Origin of the sequence: Microlunatus endophyticus (assembly GCF_014646195.1) — a bacterium.
Taxonomy (GTDB): Bacteria; Actinomycetota; Actinomycetes; order Propionibacteriales; family Propionibacteriaceae; genus Microlunatus; species Microlunatus endophyticus.
Genome location: NZ_BMMZ01000003.1, coordinates 105,887 through 120,900 on the forward strand (window position 1 = coordinate 105,887; position 15,014 = coordinate 120,900).

Sequence of the window (15,014 nt, forward strand, 5' to 3'; positions counted from 1 at the left end):
GGCCCGACATAGACTTCGCGCAAATGCGCGAGACGACGATCCGGCGCCTGCTGGTCATCGTCCTGTGCGCCTGCGGTGTCGTGGCGCTCTGGATCGTGGCCGATCGGTCGCTGTCGACTCTGGACGCTGCAGTCCCGGTGCAACCCGGGGCGAGCAGCCGGTCCGGGATCCTGCCTGCGTCCTCACCCGCCCCGACCGCCGACGCGTCGTCACCGATCCCCGCTGCACCCGACTCGTCTGCGCCCGACTCGTCCGCCTCGGGGCGTCGTACGGATCCCGACAGTCGCCTGCCGGTCGGTCAGCGCCTCCCGAACGGTGAGCAACTGCCCGGCGCAGACCTGAGACCAGCGGCTGTCCGAGGACTGCGGGTGATCCAGGCCGACCACGACTCGATCACGATCCGCTGGAATCCGGTGTCCCCGCCGGCCGATACCGACCTGGCCGGCCGACGAGCCGGGACCGTCGCGTACTACCACGCCACGCTCAACGGCATCCCGGTCGGCGAAACCGCCGGCTTGGAACTGACGATCGACTGGTTCAACGACGACATGACCTCGCATTTCATCCGGGTCAACGCCGTCGCTCTCGACGGCACCCGCGGACGGCCCGGCAACGCGCTGGTCGTCGATCGACCGCCGGCTCCGAGTCCGACCCCGCCGAGCCGTCCGACGAGCCACCCGAGGCCCACGACCAGCCCGACGACCCGGCCGTCCCCGACGCCGATCCAGTCCACCCCGCCGGCGCCGGGCCAGACCCCAACGCCAGGCCAGACCCCGACACCCGGTCAGCCCCCGACACCCGGCCAGACTCCGACTGCGTCACCGGTCCAGCCGGAGACCGCTGCGCTCAGCAGCGCACCGCCGCAGACCGGGCCACCGGTCAAGCCGGTCGTTCCCGGCGACCCGGACTCGGCGCCCGGACCGGCGACCGCCCGATCGGGCGTCCCCGGGCCATAGCCCGATCCGCGACGAACGACCGAGGACGCTCCGGGGCTGTCGGCGGCGCCGAGTACGCTCGAACGCTATGAGCCAAGGCCCGCTCGTGGTCCAGTCCGACCGCACCCTGCTCCTGGAAGTCGACCATCCTGACGCACCCGCCTGCCGGATCGCGATCGCTCCGTTCGCCGAGCTCGAGCGGGCACCCGAGCACATCCACACCTACCGGCTGACCCCGCTCGGTCTGTGGAATGCCCGCGCCGCCGGACACGACGCCGAGCAGGTCGTCGACGTGCTGCTGACCTACAGCCGCTACCCGGTGCCGAGCTCGCTGCTGGTCGACGTCGCCGACACCATGGACCGCTACGGCCGGCTGCGGATCGAGAAGCACCCGACCCACGGGCTGGTGCTGGTCAGCACCGATCGCGCGGTGCTCACCGAGGTCACCAAGAGCGCCCGGGTCAAGGGACTGCTGGGAGCGAAGATCGACGACGACACGGTCGTTGTGCACCCGTCCGAACGCGGCCATCTCAAGCAGGTTCTGCTCAAGCTCGGCTGGCCGGCCGAGGACCTGGCCGGTTATGTCGACGGCGAGGCGCACGCGATCGACCTGGCCGAGCAGGGCTGGCACCTGCGGCCCTACCAGAAGGAGGCCGCTGAGTCGTTCTGGCACGGCGGATCGGGTGTGGTCGTGCTGCCCTGTGGCGCGGGGAAGACGGTCGTCGGCGCGGCGTCGATGGCCGCTGCCAAGGCGACCACGTTGATCTTGGTCACCAACACCGTGTCGGCGCGGCAGTGGAAGGACGAGCTGGTGCGCCGGACGTCACTGACCGCCGACGAGATCGGCGAATACTCCGGTGCCCGCAAGGAGATCCGTCCGGTCACCATCGCCACCTATCAGGTGATCACCACCAAGCGCGGCGGGATCCATCCGCACCTGGAGCTTTTCGATGCCCGGGACTGGGGCTTGATCATCTACGACGAGGTGCACCTGCTGCCGGCGCCGGTGTTCCGGATGACCGCGGATCTGCAGGCCCGCCGGCGGCTCGGTCTGACGGCGACACTCGTCCGGGAGGACGGCCGCGAGGGCGATGTCTTCTCCCTGATCGGGCCCAAACGCTACGACGCTCCTTGGAAGGACCTCGAACAACAGGGCTACATCGCTCCCGCCGACTGTGTCGAGGTACGGGTCACGTTGACCGATGAGGAGCGGATGACGTACGCGATCGCCGAGGAGGACGTGAAATACCGGCTGGCCTCGACCGCGGAGTCGAAGACCGAGGTCGTTGTCGATCTTGTCAACAAGCACCGCGGCCAGCCGACCCTGGTGATCGGTCAGTACGTCGACCAGCTCGATGATCTTGCCGAGCGGCTCGGCGCGCCGTTGATCAAGGGCGAGACCACCGTACGACAGCGGGAGAAGTTGTACGAGCAGTTCCGGTCCGGCGAGATCGATCTGCTGGTGGTCAGCAAGGTCGCCAACTTCTCCATCGATCTGCCCAGCGCCCAGGTTGCGATCCAGGTTTCCGGCGCGTTCGGGTCCCGGCAGGAGGAGGCCCAGCGACTCGGCCGGCTGTTGCGCCCGAAGGGTTCGGGCACGACCGCACGCTTCTACGCGGTGGTCGCCCGGGACACCGTCGATGCCGACTTCGCCCAGCACCGGCAGCGTTTCCTGGCCGAGCAGGGGTACGCCTACCGGATCCTCGACGCTGCCGACGCAGTCTGACCGCTAGGGGTGACCACTGCGGGGTGACCACTGGCGGCCCATCCCGAGCTGTGCGGCGCGCTCGGTCAGTTCTGCCCTGACGTCTGCCGGGACCGGGACCAGACCATCAAGGGCCCGGACAGCGGTGACCACCTGTGCGGCGGCGAGCTGCTCGTCGCCGAAACCGGGATCCGAGCTGAAGAAGACCGACCGCTTGAACACACTCACCGCGATGTCGGCGGGACCGTCCACCAACAGCTCCGGGTAGGTGAATCCGCCCTCCTCTTGTTCCACGGGCGTCAGGAGCTCCCAGTCGGCCTCGCCCGGGGAGACCGACGCCTCGTCGGAGCCGACCGAGACCGACAATCCCGCAACCGTGAGCCGATCCCGGATCCGCTCGACCAGTGCGGCGGCCTGGTCGGCGGGAATCGGGTCGGACAGTTCCGCATCAGCGGCACTGATCTCGAACTGCAATCGCATGCACCGATGGTAGGGACGCCCGGGTCAACGACCGCTGGGCCCGGGCCGTCGCTCACAGATTCAGCAGGTCTTCTCGCCGAGATCGGCCGGGTCGACGATCGGCCGCATGCCGAAGGCCGCGTTGCTCTTGTCGACCGGATCGTTGTACCAGGCCCCGGTCATTGCGATCTTGCCGTCGGCGGTCGCGAACGCGCCGACCGGGAGCGAATACTCGCTGCCCGACGCGGCACCGAAGTGCTCGATGTCCAGGACGGCGTCGGCAGGCGCCTTGGTGGTCACCACCGCGTCGCCCTGGCCGTTGGCCGCGGTCTCGGTCGTCGCGGTCGCAAGAGCCGGGACAACGCCGTTGGCCGGAATCAACAGGCCGGGCGTGGATTCAGTGACCGGGAAGTCGGTCGTGCCCCGAACTCCAGTGGTCGCCTTGCTCGGCGCGGACAGGTCGATCGCCGTCCCGGTGCCGCCGTCATTTCCGTTGTAGGCAAGGTGTTTGTGGCCGAGCTTCTCACTCGCCTGGGTGTAGATCGTCGCCTTCCAACACAGCCCCGAGTCGTAACCGCCGCCGAGCAGCTCGGCGGTCAGCACCCGTCCCGGTCGGTCCAGCAGCCCGACCACCCAGCTCGTGTCACTCGGGTCGTCGGCATAGCCGCTGATGCCGACCAGTCCGGCGTCATAGCCGTGTGCCGGGAGCTTCGCGATCGCACGGTCGATCTGCGCGGCGTGCTCGCCGGCGTACAACCTGACCGGTGTCAGCCCGGCCATCGTGATCGCGTACGACGAATGTCCGGTCGGACCGACATGATCATCTTTGATGGTCGGGTACGCAGTGCTGACCGCGAGCTGGTCATGCTTCGCGCGGATGGTGATCTTGGTTCCGGTGGCGATGATGCCCAGATCGGTCGGCTTGTGATCGGCGAGGCCGACCAGGTGGGCGCCGACGTAGCGGGTCGACCCGACCGCGCACCGCAGTTGGACCACCAGGTAGGGCCGGCCGGCGAGGGTGACCTCGGTGCTCGAGGACCAGGTCGCCCTACTGGAATGACCGTCGAAGGCCGGCGTCTGGTGCCTCTGCCGGCCGTCGACCAGGGCGATCGGCGGCGCCGGCAACTCGAATCCGCAGCCCCCGGCGTAGCTGAAGTTCTTGGTGTCCAGATCGCCCAGCGACACGTCTGAGGAGCCGGGCGCCTTCGGCGGCGGCACGCTCGCGGATGGCGATCCGGTGCCAGATCCGGCCGGAAGGGAGGCAACCGTCGCCGGTCCGGCCGGGCTCGGCGCGGGAGTGCCGGCGCCGTCGCTGCCGCCGCTGCAGGCGGCCAACAGGATGGAAGCAGTCAGAGCGCCACTGATCAGGGCTGCTGCGATGGTCCGGCGGCGGAGAATCACCCGCACACTGTAACCACGACGCCCCAACCCGACCGGCCCTGCTGTTTCGCCGCTGGGACCCTCGACCGAATCTCAACCCTTGACCCTGCGGGGCCACACGCCGAGGCCGGACACCGGAGCCTCAAAGCTTGAGCTTGCGGGTCACTCGCGACTCGGGCGCCGCCGAGGTCAGGCGCGCAGTCCGACGATCGTCGGCTCGCCGTCGTCGGCCGCATCCCGGTCGATGCCGGGTTCGGTTGCGACCGCACGCTCCAACCAGTCGTCCGCCGGCGCCTCGATCGGGGACAGCAGCCAGCGGGTGCCGTAGACGACCAGGGTGATGAAGCTGGCGGTCGCGATCAGCAACAGCGGCCAGACCGCCGCACCGAGCAGGCCACGCGGCCAGCCGTCCGGGGTGTGCTCGAAGGCGAACCACCAGACCGCGATGTGCAGCCCGCCGAAGATCACCCAGGCGGTCGCGCTCCAGCGCACCCCCCGCAGCATCCGGCGTCGGTGCAGCACCTGCAGCAACAGCGGATTGACGGTCTCCCGCATCGGTCCCCCTTGGGAATAGCTCGACACCTCAGTCACAGCAGTCTCCTGTGCAACTTCAGTAACAAGTTTGACTGCCATCTTCCGTCAATCCACAACCCGACGCGGCAATGCTGCGGAGTTGTTATCCGACCAGCACCGGTTCGGACCCGACCAGGCTGCGGTAGACGTCGAGCAGGCTGTCGGTCGCAGCCGACCAGTCCCAGCCGCTGGCCCGGGAACGGGCGGCAGCGGCGGCCCGTGATCGCCCGGACCCGCGTCCGAGCCGGGCGACCAGCTCCGCAGCGCCTGCCCACTGAGGCCGCCGGAGGAGCACCCCGGCGCCAGAATCGCCGAGGATCTCCGCAGTCGGCGCACTGTCGGCCGCCAGCGCCGGCAGACCGGAGGCCAGCGCCTCGATCAGGACGAATCCGAGGGTCTCGGAATCGCTGGGAAAGGTGAAGACGTCCGCTGCAGCGTACGCATCGGCCAGCGCATCGCCCGACAGCCAGCCGGTCAGCACGGCGCCGGTTCCGCTGAGTTCGCGCTCCAACCGCGGCCGCAACTGCCCGTCGCCGACGACCACCAGCGTGATCCGCGGGTCGTGGGCCAGCGGGACAAGCCGTTCGACCCCTTTCTCCGGGGCGAGCCGGCCGACGTAGAGCGCGATCGTCGTTTCCCGGTCGCCGACCAGAGCACGGCGGGCCGAGGGCGTACGACGCAGCGGCGTGAAGCGCTGCAGATCGACACCGAACGGCCATAGCGAAACCGGCCCGACCTGCAGCTCGCGCATCACCTGCACCATCGCGTGCGAGGTCGCCAGGGTGTGGTCGGCATGGCCGTGCTGGTGACGCAGATAGGCCCACAACGGCCGCGACAGCAGCCCGAGCCCGGTCGACCGCGCGGCATCGGGCAGGTGGTAGTGGAAGGAACCGACCACCGGCACCGACAGCTGCCGCGCCGCGGTGATCGCCGGCCGGCAGAGGATGTAAGGGCTGAGCACGTGCACCACATCCGGTCGGAACTCCTGCAGCGCCCGGCGGACCGGCCCGCGCAACGGCACTCCGAAGCGGCGGCCGTCGGACACGAACCGTGATGCGACCGACGGCGCCTCGACGACCGTGACGCCGTCCGGATGCTCGGACGTGCCGTGGCCGGAGGGCGCGATCAGCAGCACCTGGTGCCCGCGCCGGACGAGCTCGGCGATCGTCACGCGCAGTCGGGTCACGACTCCGTCGACGGCGGGGACCCAGGTCTCGGTGACGAGCGCGATCCGCATCGGATTCACCCGGTGGACCTGATCGGGGTCATGCTCGCAGCGTACGGAGTGGTGGAAAACGGTCCGGCGGCCGACATCCTGCCGAGTCACGACCTCCCGGTGAACACCGCGATTCAGATCGCTCTCAGCCGCAGGACCTCAGACCGGACGCGTCGACTCGTCGGTGACCAGCCCCAGGTCGATCGGTTCGGCGCCGATCCTGCCTGCATGGGCGACCAGCTCCAGCAGCGACCGCGGCCAGATCCACTCCGAATCGACCGCGGCCTGCACCTCCGCGGGCGTCCACCATCGGCTGCCGGCGATGGTGACCTTCTCCTCCTCGGTGAAGTCCGAGTCGTCCGGGACGAAGTGCTGCACCCGGACCAGGAAGAACGCCTCCCGTTGCTCGAGCACCTGGTCGGAGTAGCCGTGCCGCACCAGCCGGTGCGCGACCGGTCCGACCAGATCGGATTCGGCGATCACCAGGCCGGTCTCCTCGGCGATCTCCCGTACGGCGGCCTGCCGCTCGGTCTCACCCGGATCGATACCGCCTCCGGGAGTCACCCACCAGTGCTGATCCGGATAGCCCGGATCGGTGTCCTGCAGCAGCAGGATCCGGTCCTGGTGATCGACGACGATCACCCGCGCGGCGGTACGCCGCCGCCAGAGCCGGTCGGCCGGGTCATCGGGGATCACGAACGGGCGCGGCGGGACGGTCACAGGCCGAGGCTAGCCGGGGCCCGGAACTCGCAATAGGGCGGCCGGCGGAAAAGCAGTTGCCGTTGGCGCAACCGGGGAGTAACGTCCCGACGCTCCCTTTTCGCCACCCGACCAGCATCGGAGTGTCTCTGCATGCCCGGAACCAGTCAACCCGACACCACCGATTCCCCGGCCGACTCCCCTGGGGATCGCCACCCCGACGCCGAGCTCGACCCGGCCCTGGAAGCCGAGCGGCGGCATCTGGCCGAGTCCCGGGCCGCGTTGGCCCTGATGCGCGAGCGGGTGGGCGGTCTCAACGCCGTCGGTGCCGCGGCGGTCAGCGAGGGCCCGAATGTCTCGACCGAGCACCTCAAACAGGCCCTCTACCGCCGGGTCCAATCCCTCCAGGACGACCCGACCGTGCCGCTGTTCTTCGGCCGGCTGGACTACCAGCGGTCCGACCTACCGGCCCGGCTCTACATCGGCCGCCGGCACATCACCGGCGAGGCGGGCGGCGAGCCGATGGTGATCGACTGGCGGGCGCCGATCTCGCTGCCCTTCTACCAGGCCACCCGGGACCAGCCGATGGACGTCGCACTGCGACGCCGGTTCGGCTTCTCCGCCGGCTCGCTGACCGCGTACGAGGACGAGAAGCTGCTGGCCGGTGACACCCTGAACAACTCCGACATCCTCGAATCGGAGATCGAACGGCCCCGTACCGGGCCGATGCGCGACATCGTCGCCACCATCCAGCCGGAGCAGGACGTCATCGTCCGGACCGAGCTCAGCCGGTCCGTCTGCGTCCAGGGTGCTCCCGGCACCGGGAAGACCGCTGTCGGGCTGCACCGGGCGGCGTACCTGCTCTATGCGTTCCGCGACCAGCTGTCCCGCCAGGGCGTGCTGGTGGTCGGGCCGAACGACAGCTTCCTGTCCTACATCGCCGACGTGCTTCCGGCGCTGGGTGAGATCGATGCTACCCAGACCACCGTCGAGGCGCTGGTCAGCCGGGCGACCGGCCTGAAGGCCGGACGGCTGGAGGATGCTGCCTCGGCAGTGATCAAGGGCGATGCCCGGATGGCCGAGGTGATCCGGCGCGCGGTGTGGAGCCACCTGCGACCGGCGACCGGGACCCTGGTCGTGCCGCGCGGCTCGCACCAGTGGCGGGTGGCTGCCTATCTGGCCGACGAGATGGTCGCCACGATCAAGGCGCGCGGCGTCCGATACGCAGCAGGCCGCGACATGCTGCCGCAGCGGCTGGCCCACCAGGTGCTGCTGCGGATGGAGGCCGACGGCGACTCACCCGATGACCGCGTGCAGAACGCGGTGGCGCGCAGCAAGCCGGTGAAGGCGTACGCCGAACAGCTCTGGCCGACGCTCGATGCCGCCAAGCTGGTGCTCCGGCTGCTCAGCGAGCCCGAGTTCCTGGCCGCCCATGCCGAGGGACTGCTGACCGAGGCCGAGCAGCAACGCGTATCGCTCGCCAAACCGGGCCGGTCGGTGAAATCCCACAAGTGGTCGGTCGCCGAGATCGTCCTGGTGGACGAGGCCGCCGATCAGCTGAACCGGACCCCGAGCCTCGGCCACGTGATCATCGACGAGGCCCAGGACCTGTCGGCGATGCAGTTGCGCGCGGTCGGTCGCCGGGCCAGCACCGGTTCGGTGACGGTGCTCGGTGATCTTGCCCAGGCGACCACGCCCTGGGCGACCACGTCCTGGTCCGACAGTCTCGGCCATCTGGGCAAGCCGGAGGCCGTGGTCGAGGAACTGGTGGCCGGTTTCCGGGTGCCGGCCGCGGTGATCGAATTCGCCGCCCGGCTGCTGCCGGACATCGCACCCGAGCTCACACCCCCGCATTCGGTACGCCGCACCCGTGGCGATCTGGTGATGATCACCAGCGCCGCCCCGGCCGACGATCTCGCCCGGGCCGTCGCCGTCGCGCTGGAGAGCGAGGGCAGCATCGGGCTGATCACCCCCGACGCCCGGCTGGCCGCGGTGGAGACCGCCCTGGGCGATCATCGGATCTCCTACGCCGTCCTGGGCCGCAGCATCACCGAGACCGAGGACGGCGAACCGGTCGACGAAGCACTGACCCGGCGGGTCGACGTGGTACCGGCGTCCATCGCGAAGGGCCTGGAATTCGACCACGTGGTGCTCTTCGAACCGGCCGCCATCGTCGCCGGGGAGCCCGACCGAGTCACCGGCCTGCGCCGGCTCTACGTCTGCCTGACCCGAGCGGTCACGTCCTTGCAGATCGTGCACACCGAGCCGCTGCCGTCGGAGTTGGATCCGCAGGACCAGGTCGCCGCGTAAGGTCCCTGAGCCTGTCGAAGTCCCTGGGCCTGTCGACGGTCCCTGAGCGATCTGCGGTCAACGGCCCTGGCGCAGATGCTCCCGGCTCAGCCGCTCGAACTCCTCGTCGCTGAGGTCGTCGACCGCCTTCGACTCGCGCCGGTCGATGCGCGCCCAGCGGACGAACAGGATCGCCAGGATCGGCAGGTCGGCCGCCTCGCCCAGGCACCACAGGATGTCCCCGGACAGGTGCTGGTCCTGGAGCCTGGTCTGGAACCATCCCGGCGCCGTACCGGCGCTGGCGACACCGTCATAGATCGTGTCGGTCAGCCGCAACACCAGGCCGGGGATCGCGTCGGCGACCAGCGCGATGAAGGCGATCAGGAATTCCAGACCGACGAAATAGGTCGCGTACGGCCGGGTGTCCTCGGCGATCGGCGTCACCATCAGTAGCCCGATCAGGGGAACCAGAATGCTGACACCGGCTTCGGCGGCGGGCACGGTGCGCAGGAACCCGGCAGCCGGAGTCAGGAAGACCAGCAGGAAGGCCAGGGTGAAGAGCGGCTCGAAGCCGGCGAACCCGACGATCCGCATCGGGCGCGACTGCAGGAAGCGGTCGAGTCCGGCGCGGCCGCGCTCGGCGAGGGCCGCCTGGGCCACCGCAACCGGCCGGCCGAGCCCGAGCAGCCACGGTGCGACGACCAGCATGATCGCGATCCGGGTGCTGAAGGCCCACCGCAACTGGGCGGAATAGACGCCCAGGAAGCCGAAACAGGCCCAGCCGTAGAGCGCCAGCCCAGCCAGGAACGCCAGCACCGCCGGCCAGACGACGCCCACGCCCCGTCGGACGCCGATCACCGCCGCGCCCAGATAGCCGCCGGCCAGCAGGATGATCATGATCGCCGGCACCGGCTGGAAGCTGAAGGTGCTGAAGAACTGTGCTGCGGTTGGCGTGCTGGGGCTCCTGCCGGAATGGATGGACCCGGTGATTCTATCGATCGACCCGGGACGGCCGTAGTGTCGCCGGTCCCGGGGCCACAGCCTGGTGCCAGGACCCGGCGTTCGCCCGATCCAGCTGCCGGGCCCAGCCGCCAGACCCAGCTGCCCGACTCACGCGGCCAGGCGTACAGTCCCGGCCGCGGCATCCAGATCGACCACCGCACCCAGGGGCAGCGCCAGGTTGCAGTCCCCGTGCCCGAATACCGCCCGCTGCAGGACCGGGACGCCGAGGTCGGCCAGCCGATCGGCCAGCACCGCGGCCACCAGGTCGTCGTCATCGGCCTCGGTGAAGTCGCCCAGCACGACACCGGTGACCGACTCGAACCATCCGGCCCGGCGCAGCGAGGTGAGCATCCGGTCCAGCCGGTATCCGGACTCACCGACGTCCTCGATGATCACCACACTCGGCTCGTCGGGCGCGGGCTCGATCCCGAGATCGCCGGCGATCAGTGCCAGGTTGCCACCGATCAGTCGGCCGGTCGCGGAGCCCGGGACCAGCGGCTTACCGGTGAGCAGGGTCGCGCCCGGTCCGGGTTGCCGCAGGATCAGCGACCGCAACGCTTCGGCCGACGGTGCATCCGCCAGTTGCGTGCCGGTGCCGACCGGGCCGTGGATCGTCACCTGATCGAGCTCGCGGCCGATCCGGGTGTGCAGGGCGGTGATGTCGGAGAAGCCGATGAGGTGCTTGGGTCCCGCGGCCCGGAGCGCGTCGAAGTCCAGCAGGTCGATCATCCGCTGGGCGCCGTAGCCGCCGCGGGCGCACCAGACCGCGGAGACGTCCGGATCGGTCCAGGTCGCCTGCAGGTCCGCGGCTCGTTCCTGATCGAATCCGGCGAGATAGCTCAACCGGGGATGCCGGTCGTAGAGATGCTTGCCGGCACGCACCTCGAAACCCCAGGCCTCGAGGTTCTCGATGCCTGCGTCGATCCGATCCGGTGCCATCGGGCCACTGGGTGCGACCAGCCCGATCACCGACCCGGCGCCGATCGAGGCGGGCCAGGTGCGGGAGCTCAGAGCGCGAGTCGTGATCGTTTTCTCCTTCGCAGTCCGGCCGCATTCAGTTTCACGACCAGGTCATGGGACCGGCAGCGTACGGCTCCTGCCGCCAGGCACTCCTCGAAACGCTCCCCGGGGATGTCGTAATGATCACCGTCGAACGCCCGGCGCGGAATCCCCAGCCGGTCGGCGAATTCCTGCACCTCCGCGAACGACCGGTCGCTGATCAGATGCGACCAGTACCGGCCGTGCCCCGGCCAGTTCGGAGCGTCGATGAAGATCGCCATCAGCCCGCTGCGCCGGGCTGATCGGTACGACCGCTGGCATGGGCGACGGCGTTGTCGATCAAGGTCCGCCAGCTGCGGACCAGCTCGGGATCGACGTAGGCCTTGAAGGATCCGGTCGGTCGTGCCGAGCTGCCGATGTGGAAGGCCCGCACGCCGGCGTTGGCCAACCAGGGCACGTGCTCGGCCTTCAGGCCGCCACCGGCCATGATCATCTTCCGGGCGAACGCGTCCTGGCCGGCCCTGCGCAGCAGATCCTCCAGACCGTCCTCGACCCCGCGCGCCGAACCCGCGGTCAGCACCTGGTCCAGCCGTGCCAGCGAACGGAGGTCGCGCCAGGCGCGATCCGGCGAGATGCAGGAGTCGATCGCCCGGTGGAAGGTCCACGGGCAGTCGAGATCGTTGATCAACTCGGCGACGACCTCGACGTCGATCTCGGTATAGCCGTTGAGAAAGCCCAGCACGAGCCCCTCGGCTCCGACGTCGAGGTAGCCGGCCGCCAGCCCCTTCAACCGGACGATCTCTCCGCCGTCGGTGCTGAAGCCCTCGCGCAGCCGGACCATCGCCCGTAACGGCAGCGACGTCACCCGGCTGAGCTGGCCGATCAGTGCCGGCTCCGGGGACAAGCCGTCGCTGTCCATGGTGCCGACCACCTCAAGGCGGTCGGCACCGCCCGCCTCCGCCCGTTCGGCGTCGGCAGCATGCAGCGCGATCACCTCCAGCAGGCCGGCCATCCGCGTCGCGCTCCTACGATCCGGCCGGAACCCGGTCGAGATCCTCGATCCGGGCCAGCGACGGACCCCGGGTCGTACGGATCTCGGCGGCGCGTGCTTCGGCCGCGGCGAAGGTGCGGATGATGTTGCCGTGCGCCATCTTGAGCAGGTCCTCCTCGCTCCAACCGCGCTCGGCCAGCGCCTCGAACAGGTTGGGGTAGGCCGAGACGTCCTGCAAGCCCTCGGGAAGTGACCCGACGCCGTCGAAATCGCCGCCGACGCCGATGTGATCGATCCCGGCGACCTCCCGGACGTGCTCGGCGTGAGCGACCACCTCGTCCAGAGTCGCCGTCGGCTGCGGGACGCCGTAGCCGGCCCGGAACTCCTTCATCGCCGGCCAGTCCAAGCTGTCGACTCCGGCATCCTCGGCAGCCTGCTTGACCTGCAGGGACCACTCGCGGACCCGCGGGCTGACGAAGTCCGGGACGAAGGTGATCATGCAGGTGCCGCCGTTGTCGGCGAGCCGGGCCAACACCTCGTCCGGGACATCGCGGACATGATCACAGATCGCGCGCGCCGACGAGTGGGAGAAGATCACCGGCGCCTCCGACACGTCCAGAGCCGCGTGCATCGTCGCCGGGGCGACGTGGGACAGGTCGACCAGCATGCCGAGCCGGTTCATCTCCCGGACGACCTCGCGGCCGAAGTCGGTCAGGCCGTCGTGCTCGGGCTCGGCGGTCGCGGCATCGGCCCAGGCGGTGTTGTCGTTGTGGGTCAGTGTCATGTACCTGACACCGGCCCGATAGAGGCTGCGCAGCGTACCCAGTGAGTTGTTGATCGAGTGGCCGCCCTCGGCGCCCATCAGCGAACCGATCGGGCCGCCGGATCCGGCCCCGTCGACGGCGGCCGTCAACCCGGCCCCACTGGTCACCAGCTCGAACTGGTCGGGATAGCGTTCGATCATGGAGTAGACGGCGTCGATCTGCTCAAAGGTCGCGGTCACGGCGCTGTCGCCCGCCAGCGAACTCGGCACGTACACCGACCAGAACTGACCGCCGACCTGGCCGGCGCGCAGCCGGGCGATGTCGGTGTGCATCTGGGGCTGGTGTTCGGCGATGTCGCGGACACCGAAGTCGTAGTTGACGGTCCGCATCGCCCACGGGAGATCGTTGTGGCCGTCGACAACACTCAGGAAGGGAAACGTCACCCGGCCATCTTCGCACTGCCGCGTCCGTACGGTCCGGACGGTCCGCTCGATAGGTTGTCAGCGTGGCGAAAACCGATGATCAACCGCCGGTGCTGATGTGGACCGACGGCGCGTGCAAGGGCAACCCGGGTGTTGGCGGTTGGGGCGCGCTGTTGCGCTTCGGCGATCATCGCAAGGAACTGTTCGGCGGCGAGGCGCTGACCACCAACAACCGGATGGAGCTGATGGCGGTGATCCAGGGCCTCCGCGCGCTCTCCCGGGCCTGCCAGGTGGAGCTGCACGTCGATTCCTCGTACGTGATGAACGGCGTCCAGAAATGGATGCCGGGCTGGAAGCGCAACGGCTGGAAGACCTCGGACAAGAAACCGGTGAAGAACGCCGAGCTGTGGCGCGAGCTCGACGAGGAACTCGCCCGGCACCAGGTGAACTGGACGTGGGTGAAAGGCCATTCCGGCGACGAGGGCAACGAACGTGCCGATCAGCTGGCCAACCAGGGCGTGTTGTCGGTCAGCAACGCCTAAGGTTGGCGCCGGGGATCCGCGTCCTCAGGAATCAGGGTCCTCAGGGATCAGGACGATCTTGCCGCGGACATGACCGGACTCGCTCTGCCGCGCAGCGGCGACCACCTCGGACAACGGATAGACGTCACCGACCTCGAGCTCGTACCGGCCTTGGGCGAGCAGGTCGCCGACGACCTCGTACGCCTCCTCCCGCAGCCGCTGTTCCTCAGCGGTCAGCGGAACCGGATTGCCGCCGGAGAAGGCCCGGATCCCGAGCTCGGCGGCTCGCGGGCCGGCCACGACAGTGGCGATCTGCTGACGGTCGGCGACCAACGGGAAGGATGCCTCCAGCGCCTCGTCGGTGCCGGCGGCGTCCAGGACGACGTCGACGCCGTCCGGTGCGACCGCGCGCAGCCGGTCCAGCAGGCCCGGGCCGTACGCGACCGGGATCGCGCCGAGCTCACGCAGTCGATCATGGTTCGGCTCGCTGGCCGTGGCGATCACCGTCGCACCCCACAGTCTGGCGAACTGGATCGCGGACTGGCCGACGCCGCCGGAACCGGCGTGCACGAGCAGCGTGGTGCCTTCGCCGACCCCGAGTGACTTCAGTGCCTGGTAGGCCGTACTGGCCGGAACGCCGATCGCGGCGGCCTGTTCGAAGGAGATCCCGGACGGCTTGGCGACCAGCTTCTCCGGCGGCACGACGAGATGGCTGGCGTAGGTGCCAGCTCCGGACTTGATGATCACCTCGTCGCCGGGCTGCCACCCGGTAACACCGTCGCCCACCTCGGCGATCACACCGGACCCGTCGCTGCCGAGACGTCGCGGTTCGATGATCGGTCCGGTCGGACGGAGGGCCCGGCGCTGCTTCCATTCGACGGGATTGACCCCGACGGCTCGGATCGCGACCAGCACCTCGCCGGGTCCGGGCACGGGGGTCGGTACCTCGACCACCTCGAGTACCTCCGGGCCGCCGAATTCGCGGTACTGCACCGCCGTCGCCATCATCGCTCCTGCGCTTCGTGAGTACATCTGCGGGCCAGATGCACCGGGACGTCC

16 protein-coding genes are annotated in these 15,014 nt (G+C 69.5%); 5 read left to right on the forward strand and 11 right to left on the reverse strand.

Going from position 1 to position 15,014, the window contains the following annotated elements:
- The first annotated feature begins 23 nt into the window (after nt 1-23).
- Both IEY07_RS07360 and IEY07_RS07365 read left to right on the forward strand, forming a co-directional pair.
- Complete coding sequence (locus IEY07_RS07360; protein ID WP_188894555.1) at nt 24-956, forward strand: hypothetical protein; 933 nt, start codon at nt 24-26, stop codon at nt 954-956.
- Between the two features lie 67 nt (nt 957-1,023).
- Complete coding sequence (locus IEY07_RS07365) at nt 1,024-2,661, forward strand: DNA repair helicase XPB (protein ID WP_188894556.1); 1,638 nt, start codon at nt 1,024-1,026, stop codon at nt 2,659-2,661.
- A 3-nt stretch (nt 2,662-2,664) separates the two neighbouring features.
- Here IEY07_RS07365 and IEY07_RS07370 read toward each other — a convergent pair whose 3' ends face one another.
- From IEY07_RS07370 to IEY07_RS07390, 5 genes are all read right to left on the reverse strand, one after another.
- On the reverse strand, nt 2,665-3,120 hold the full coding sequence (locus IEY07_RS07370; RefSeq protein WP_188894557.1) for a hypothetical protein: 456 nt from the start codon (nt 3,118-3,120) through the stop codon (nt 2,665-2,667).
- Between the two features lie 60 nt (nt 3,121-3,180).
- Nucleotides 3,181-4,500: a hypothetical protein gene (locus IEY07_RS07375; RefSeq protein ID WP_188894558.1), complete on the reverse strand. Its 1,320-nt coding sequence runs from the start codon at nt 4,498-4,500 to the stop codon at nt 3,181-3,183.
- A gap of 168 nt (nt 4,501-4,668) precedes the next feature.
- On the reverse strand, nt 4,669-5,070 hold the full coding sequence (locus IEY07_RS07380) for a hypothetical protein (RefSeq protein WP_188894559.1): 402 nt from the start codon (nt 5,068-5,070) through the stop codon (nt 4,669-4,671).
- 85 nt (nt 5,071-5,155) lie between these two features.
- Entirely contained in the window at nt 5,156-6,379 is a 1,224-nt protein-coding gene (locus IEY07_RS07385; protein WP_188894560.1) for a glycosyltransferase, read from the reverse strand.
- A gap of 48 nt (nt 6,380-6,427) precedes the next feature.
- Nucleotides 6,428-6,988, reverse strand: a complete 561-nt coding sequence (locus IEY07_RS07390) for an NUDIX hydrolase (RefSeq protein WP_188894561.1) — start codon at nt 6,986-6,988, stop codon at nt 6,428-6,430.
- A 132-nt stretch (nt 6,989-7,120) separates the two neighbouring features.
- On the opposite strand from IEY07_RS07390, the gene IEY07_RS07395 reads away from it, so the two are divergent.
- Nucleotides 7,121-9,277 (forward strand): HelD family protein, encoded by a 2,157-nt coding sequence (locus IEY07_RS07395; protein ID WP_188894562.1) that lies wholly within the window; start codon nt 7,121-7,123, stop codon nt 9,275-9,277.
- Between the two features lie 57 nt (nt 9,278-9,334).
- Here the strand turns inward: IEY07_RS07395 and IEY07_RS07400 are convergent, their stop codons facing one another.
- Nucleotides 9,335-10,165 carry a cytochrome c oxidase assembly protein gene (locus tag IEY07_RS07400; RefSeq protein WP_229669819.1) on the reverse strand — a complete coding sequence of 277 codons (831 nt, stop codon included), beginning with the start codon at nt 10,163-10,165 and terminating at the stop codon, nt 9,335-9,337.
- On the opposite strand from IEY07_RS07400, the gene IEY07_RS24430 reads away from it, so the two are divergent.
- The gene (locus IEY07_RS24430; RefSeq protein ID WP_268239189.1) at nt 10,152-10,274 is read left to right on the forward strand and encodes a hypothetical protein; all 123 of its coding nucleotides are present in this window, start codon (nt 10,152-10,154) and stop codon (nt 10,272-10,274) included. The two genes, IEY07_RS07400 and IEY07_RS24430, sit on opposite strands and share 14 nt — an antisense overlap.
- A 92-nt stretch (nt 10,275-10,366) precedes the next feature.
- Here IEY07_RS24430 and IEY07_RS07405 read toward each other — a convergent pair whose 3' ends face one another.
- From IEY07_RS07405 to IEY07_RS07420, 4 genes are read right to left on the reverse strand one after another with little or no spacing between them, the layout of a single operon-like run.
- Nucleotides 10,367-11,227, reverse strand: a complete 861-nt coding sequence (locus IEY07_RS07405; protein WP_268239190.1) for a S66 peptidase family protein — start codon at nt 11,225-11,227, stop codon at nt 10,367-10,369.
- A 38-nt stretch (nt 11,228-11,265) separates the two neighbouring features.
- Complete coding sequence (locus IEY07_RS07410) at nt 11,266-11,538, reverse strand: DUF4031 domain-containing protein (protein ID WP_188894564.1); 273 nt, start codon at nt 11,536-11,538, stop codon at nt 11,266-11,268.
- A complete protein-coding gene (locus IEY07_RS07415) occupies nt 11,538-12,269 on the reverse strand; it encodes a copper homeostasis protein CutC (protein WP_188894565.1) in 732 nt (243 codons plus the stop codon). Before IEY07_RS07415 ends, IEY07_RS07410 begins: the two co-directional genes overlap by 1 nt.
- A gap of 13 nt (nt 12,270-12,282) precedes the next feature.
- Nucleotides 12,283-13,455 (reverse strand): dipeptidase, encoded by a 1,173-nt coding sequence (locus IEY07_RS07420; RefSeq protein WP_229669820.1) that lies wholly within the window; start codon nt 13,453-13,455, stop codon nt 12,283-12,285.
- A 62-nt stretch (nt 13,456-13,517) separates the two neighbouring features.
- On the opposite strand from IEY07_RS07420, the gene rnhA reads away from it, so the two are divergent.
- Nucleotides 13,518-13,976 (forward strand): ribonuclease HI, encoded by a 459-nt coding sequence (gene rnhA / locus IEY07_RS07425; protein ID WP_229669821.1) that lies wholly within the window; start codon nt 13,518-13,520, stop codon nt 13,974-13,976.
- A gap of 24 nt (nt 13,977-14,000) precedes the next feature.
- On the opposite strand, the gene IEY07_RS07430 is transcribed toward rnhA, so the two are convergent.
- On the reverse strand, nt 14,001-14,960 hold the full coding sequence (locus IEY07_RS07430) for an NADP-dependent oxidoreductase (protein ID WP_188894566.1): 960 nt from the start codon (nt 14,958-14,960) through the stop codon (nt 14,001-14,003).
- Nucleotides 14,961-15,014: the final 54 nt, after the last annotated feature.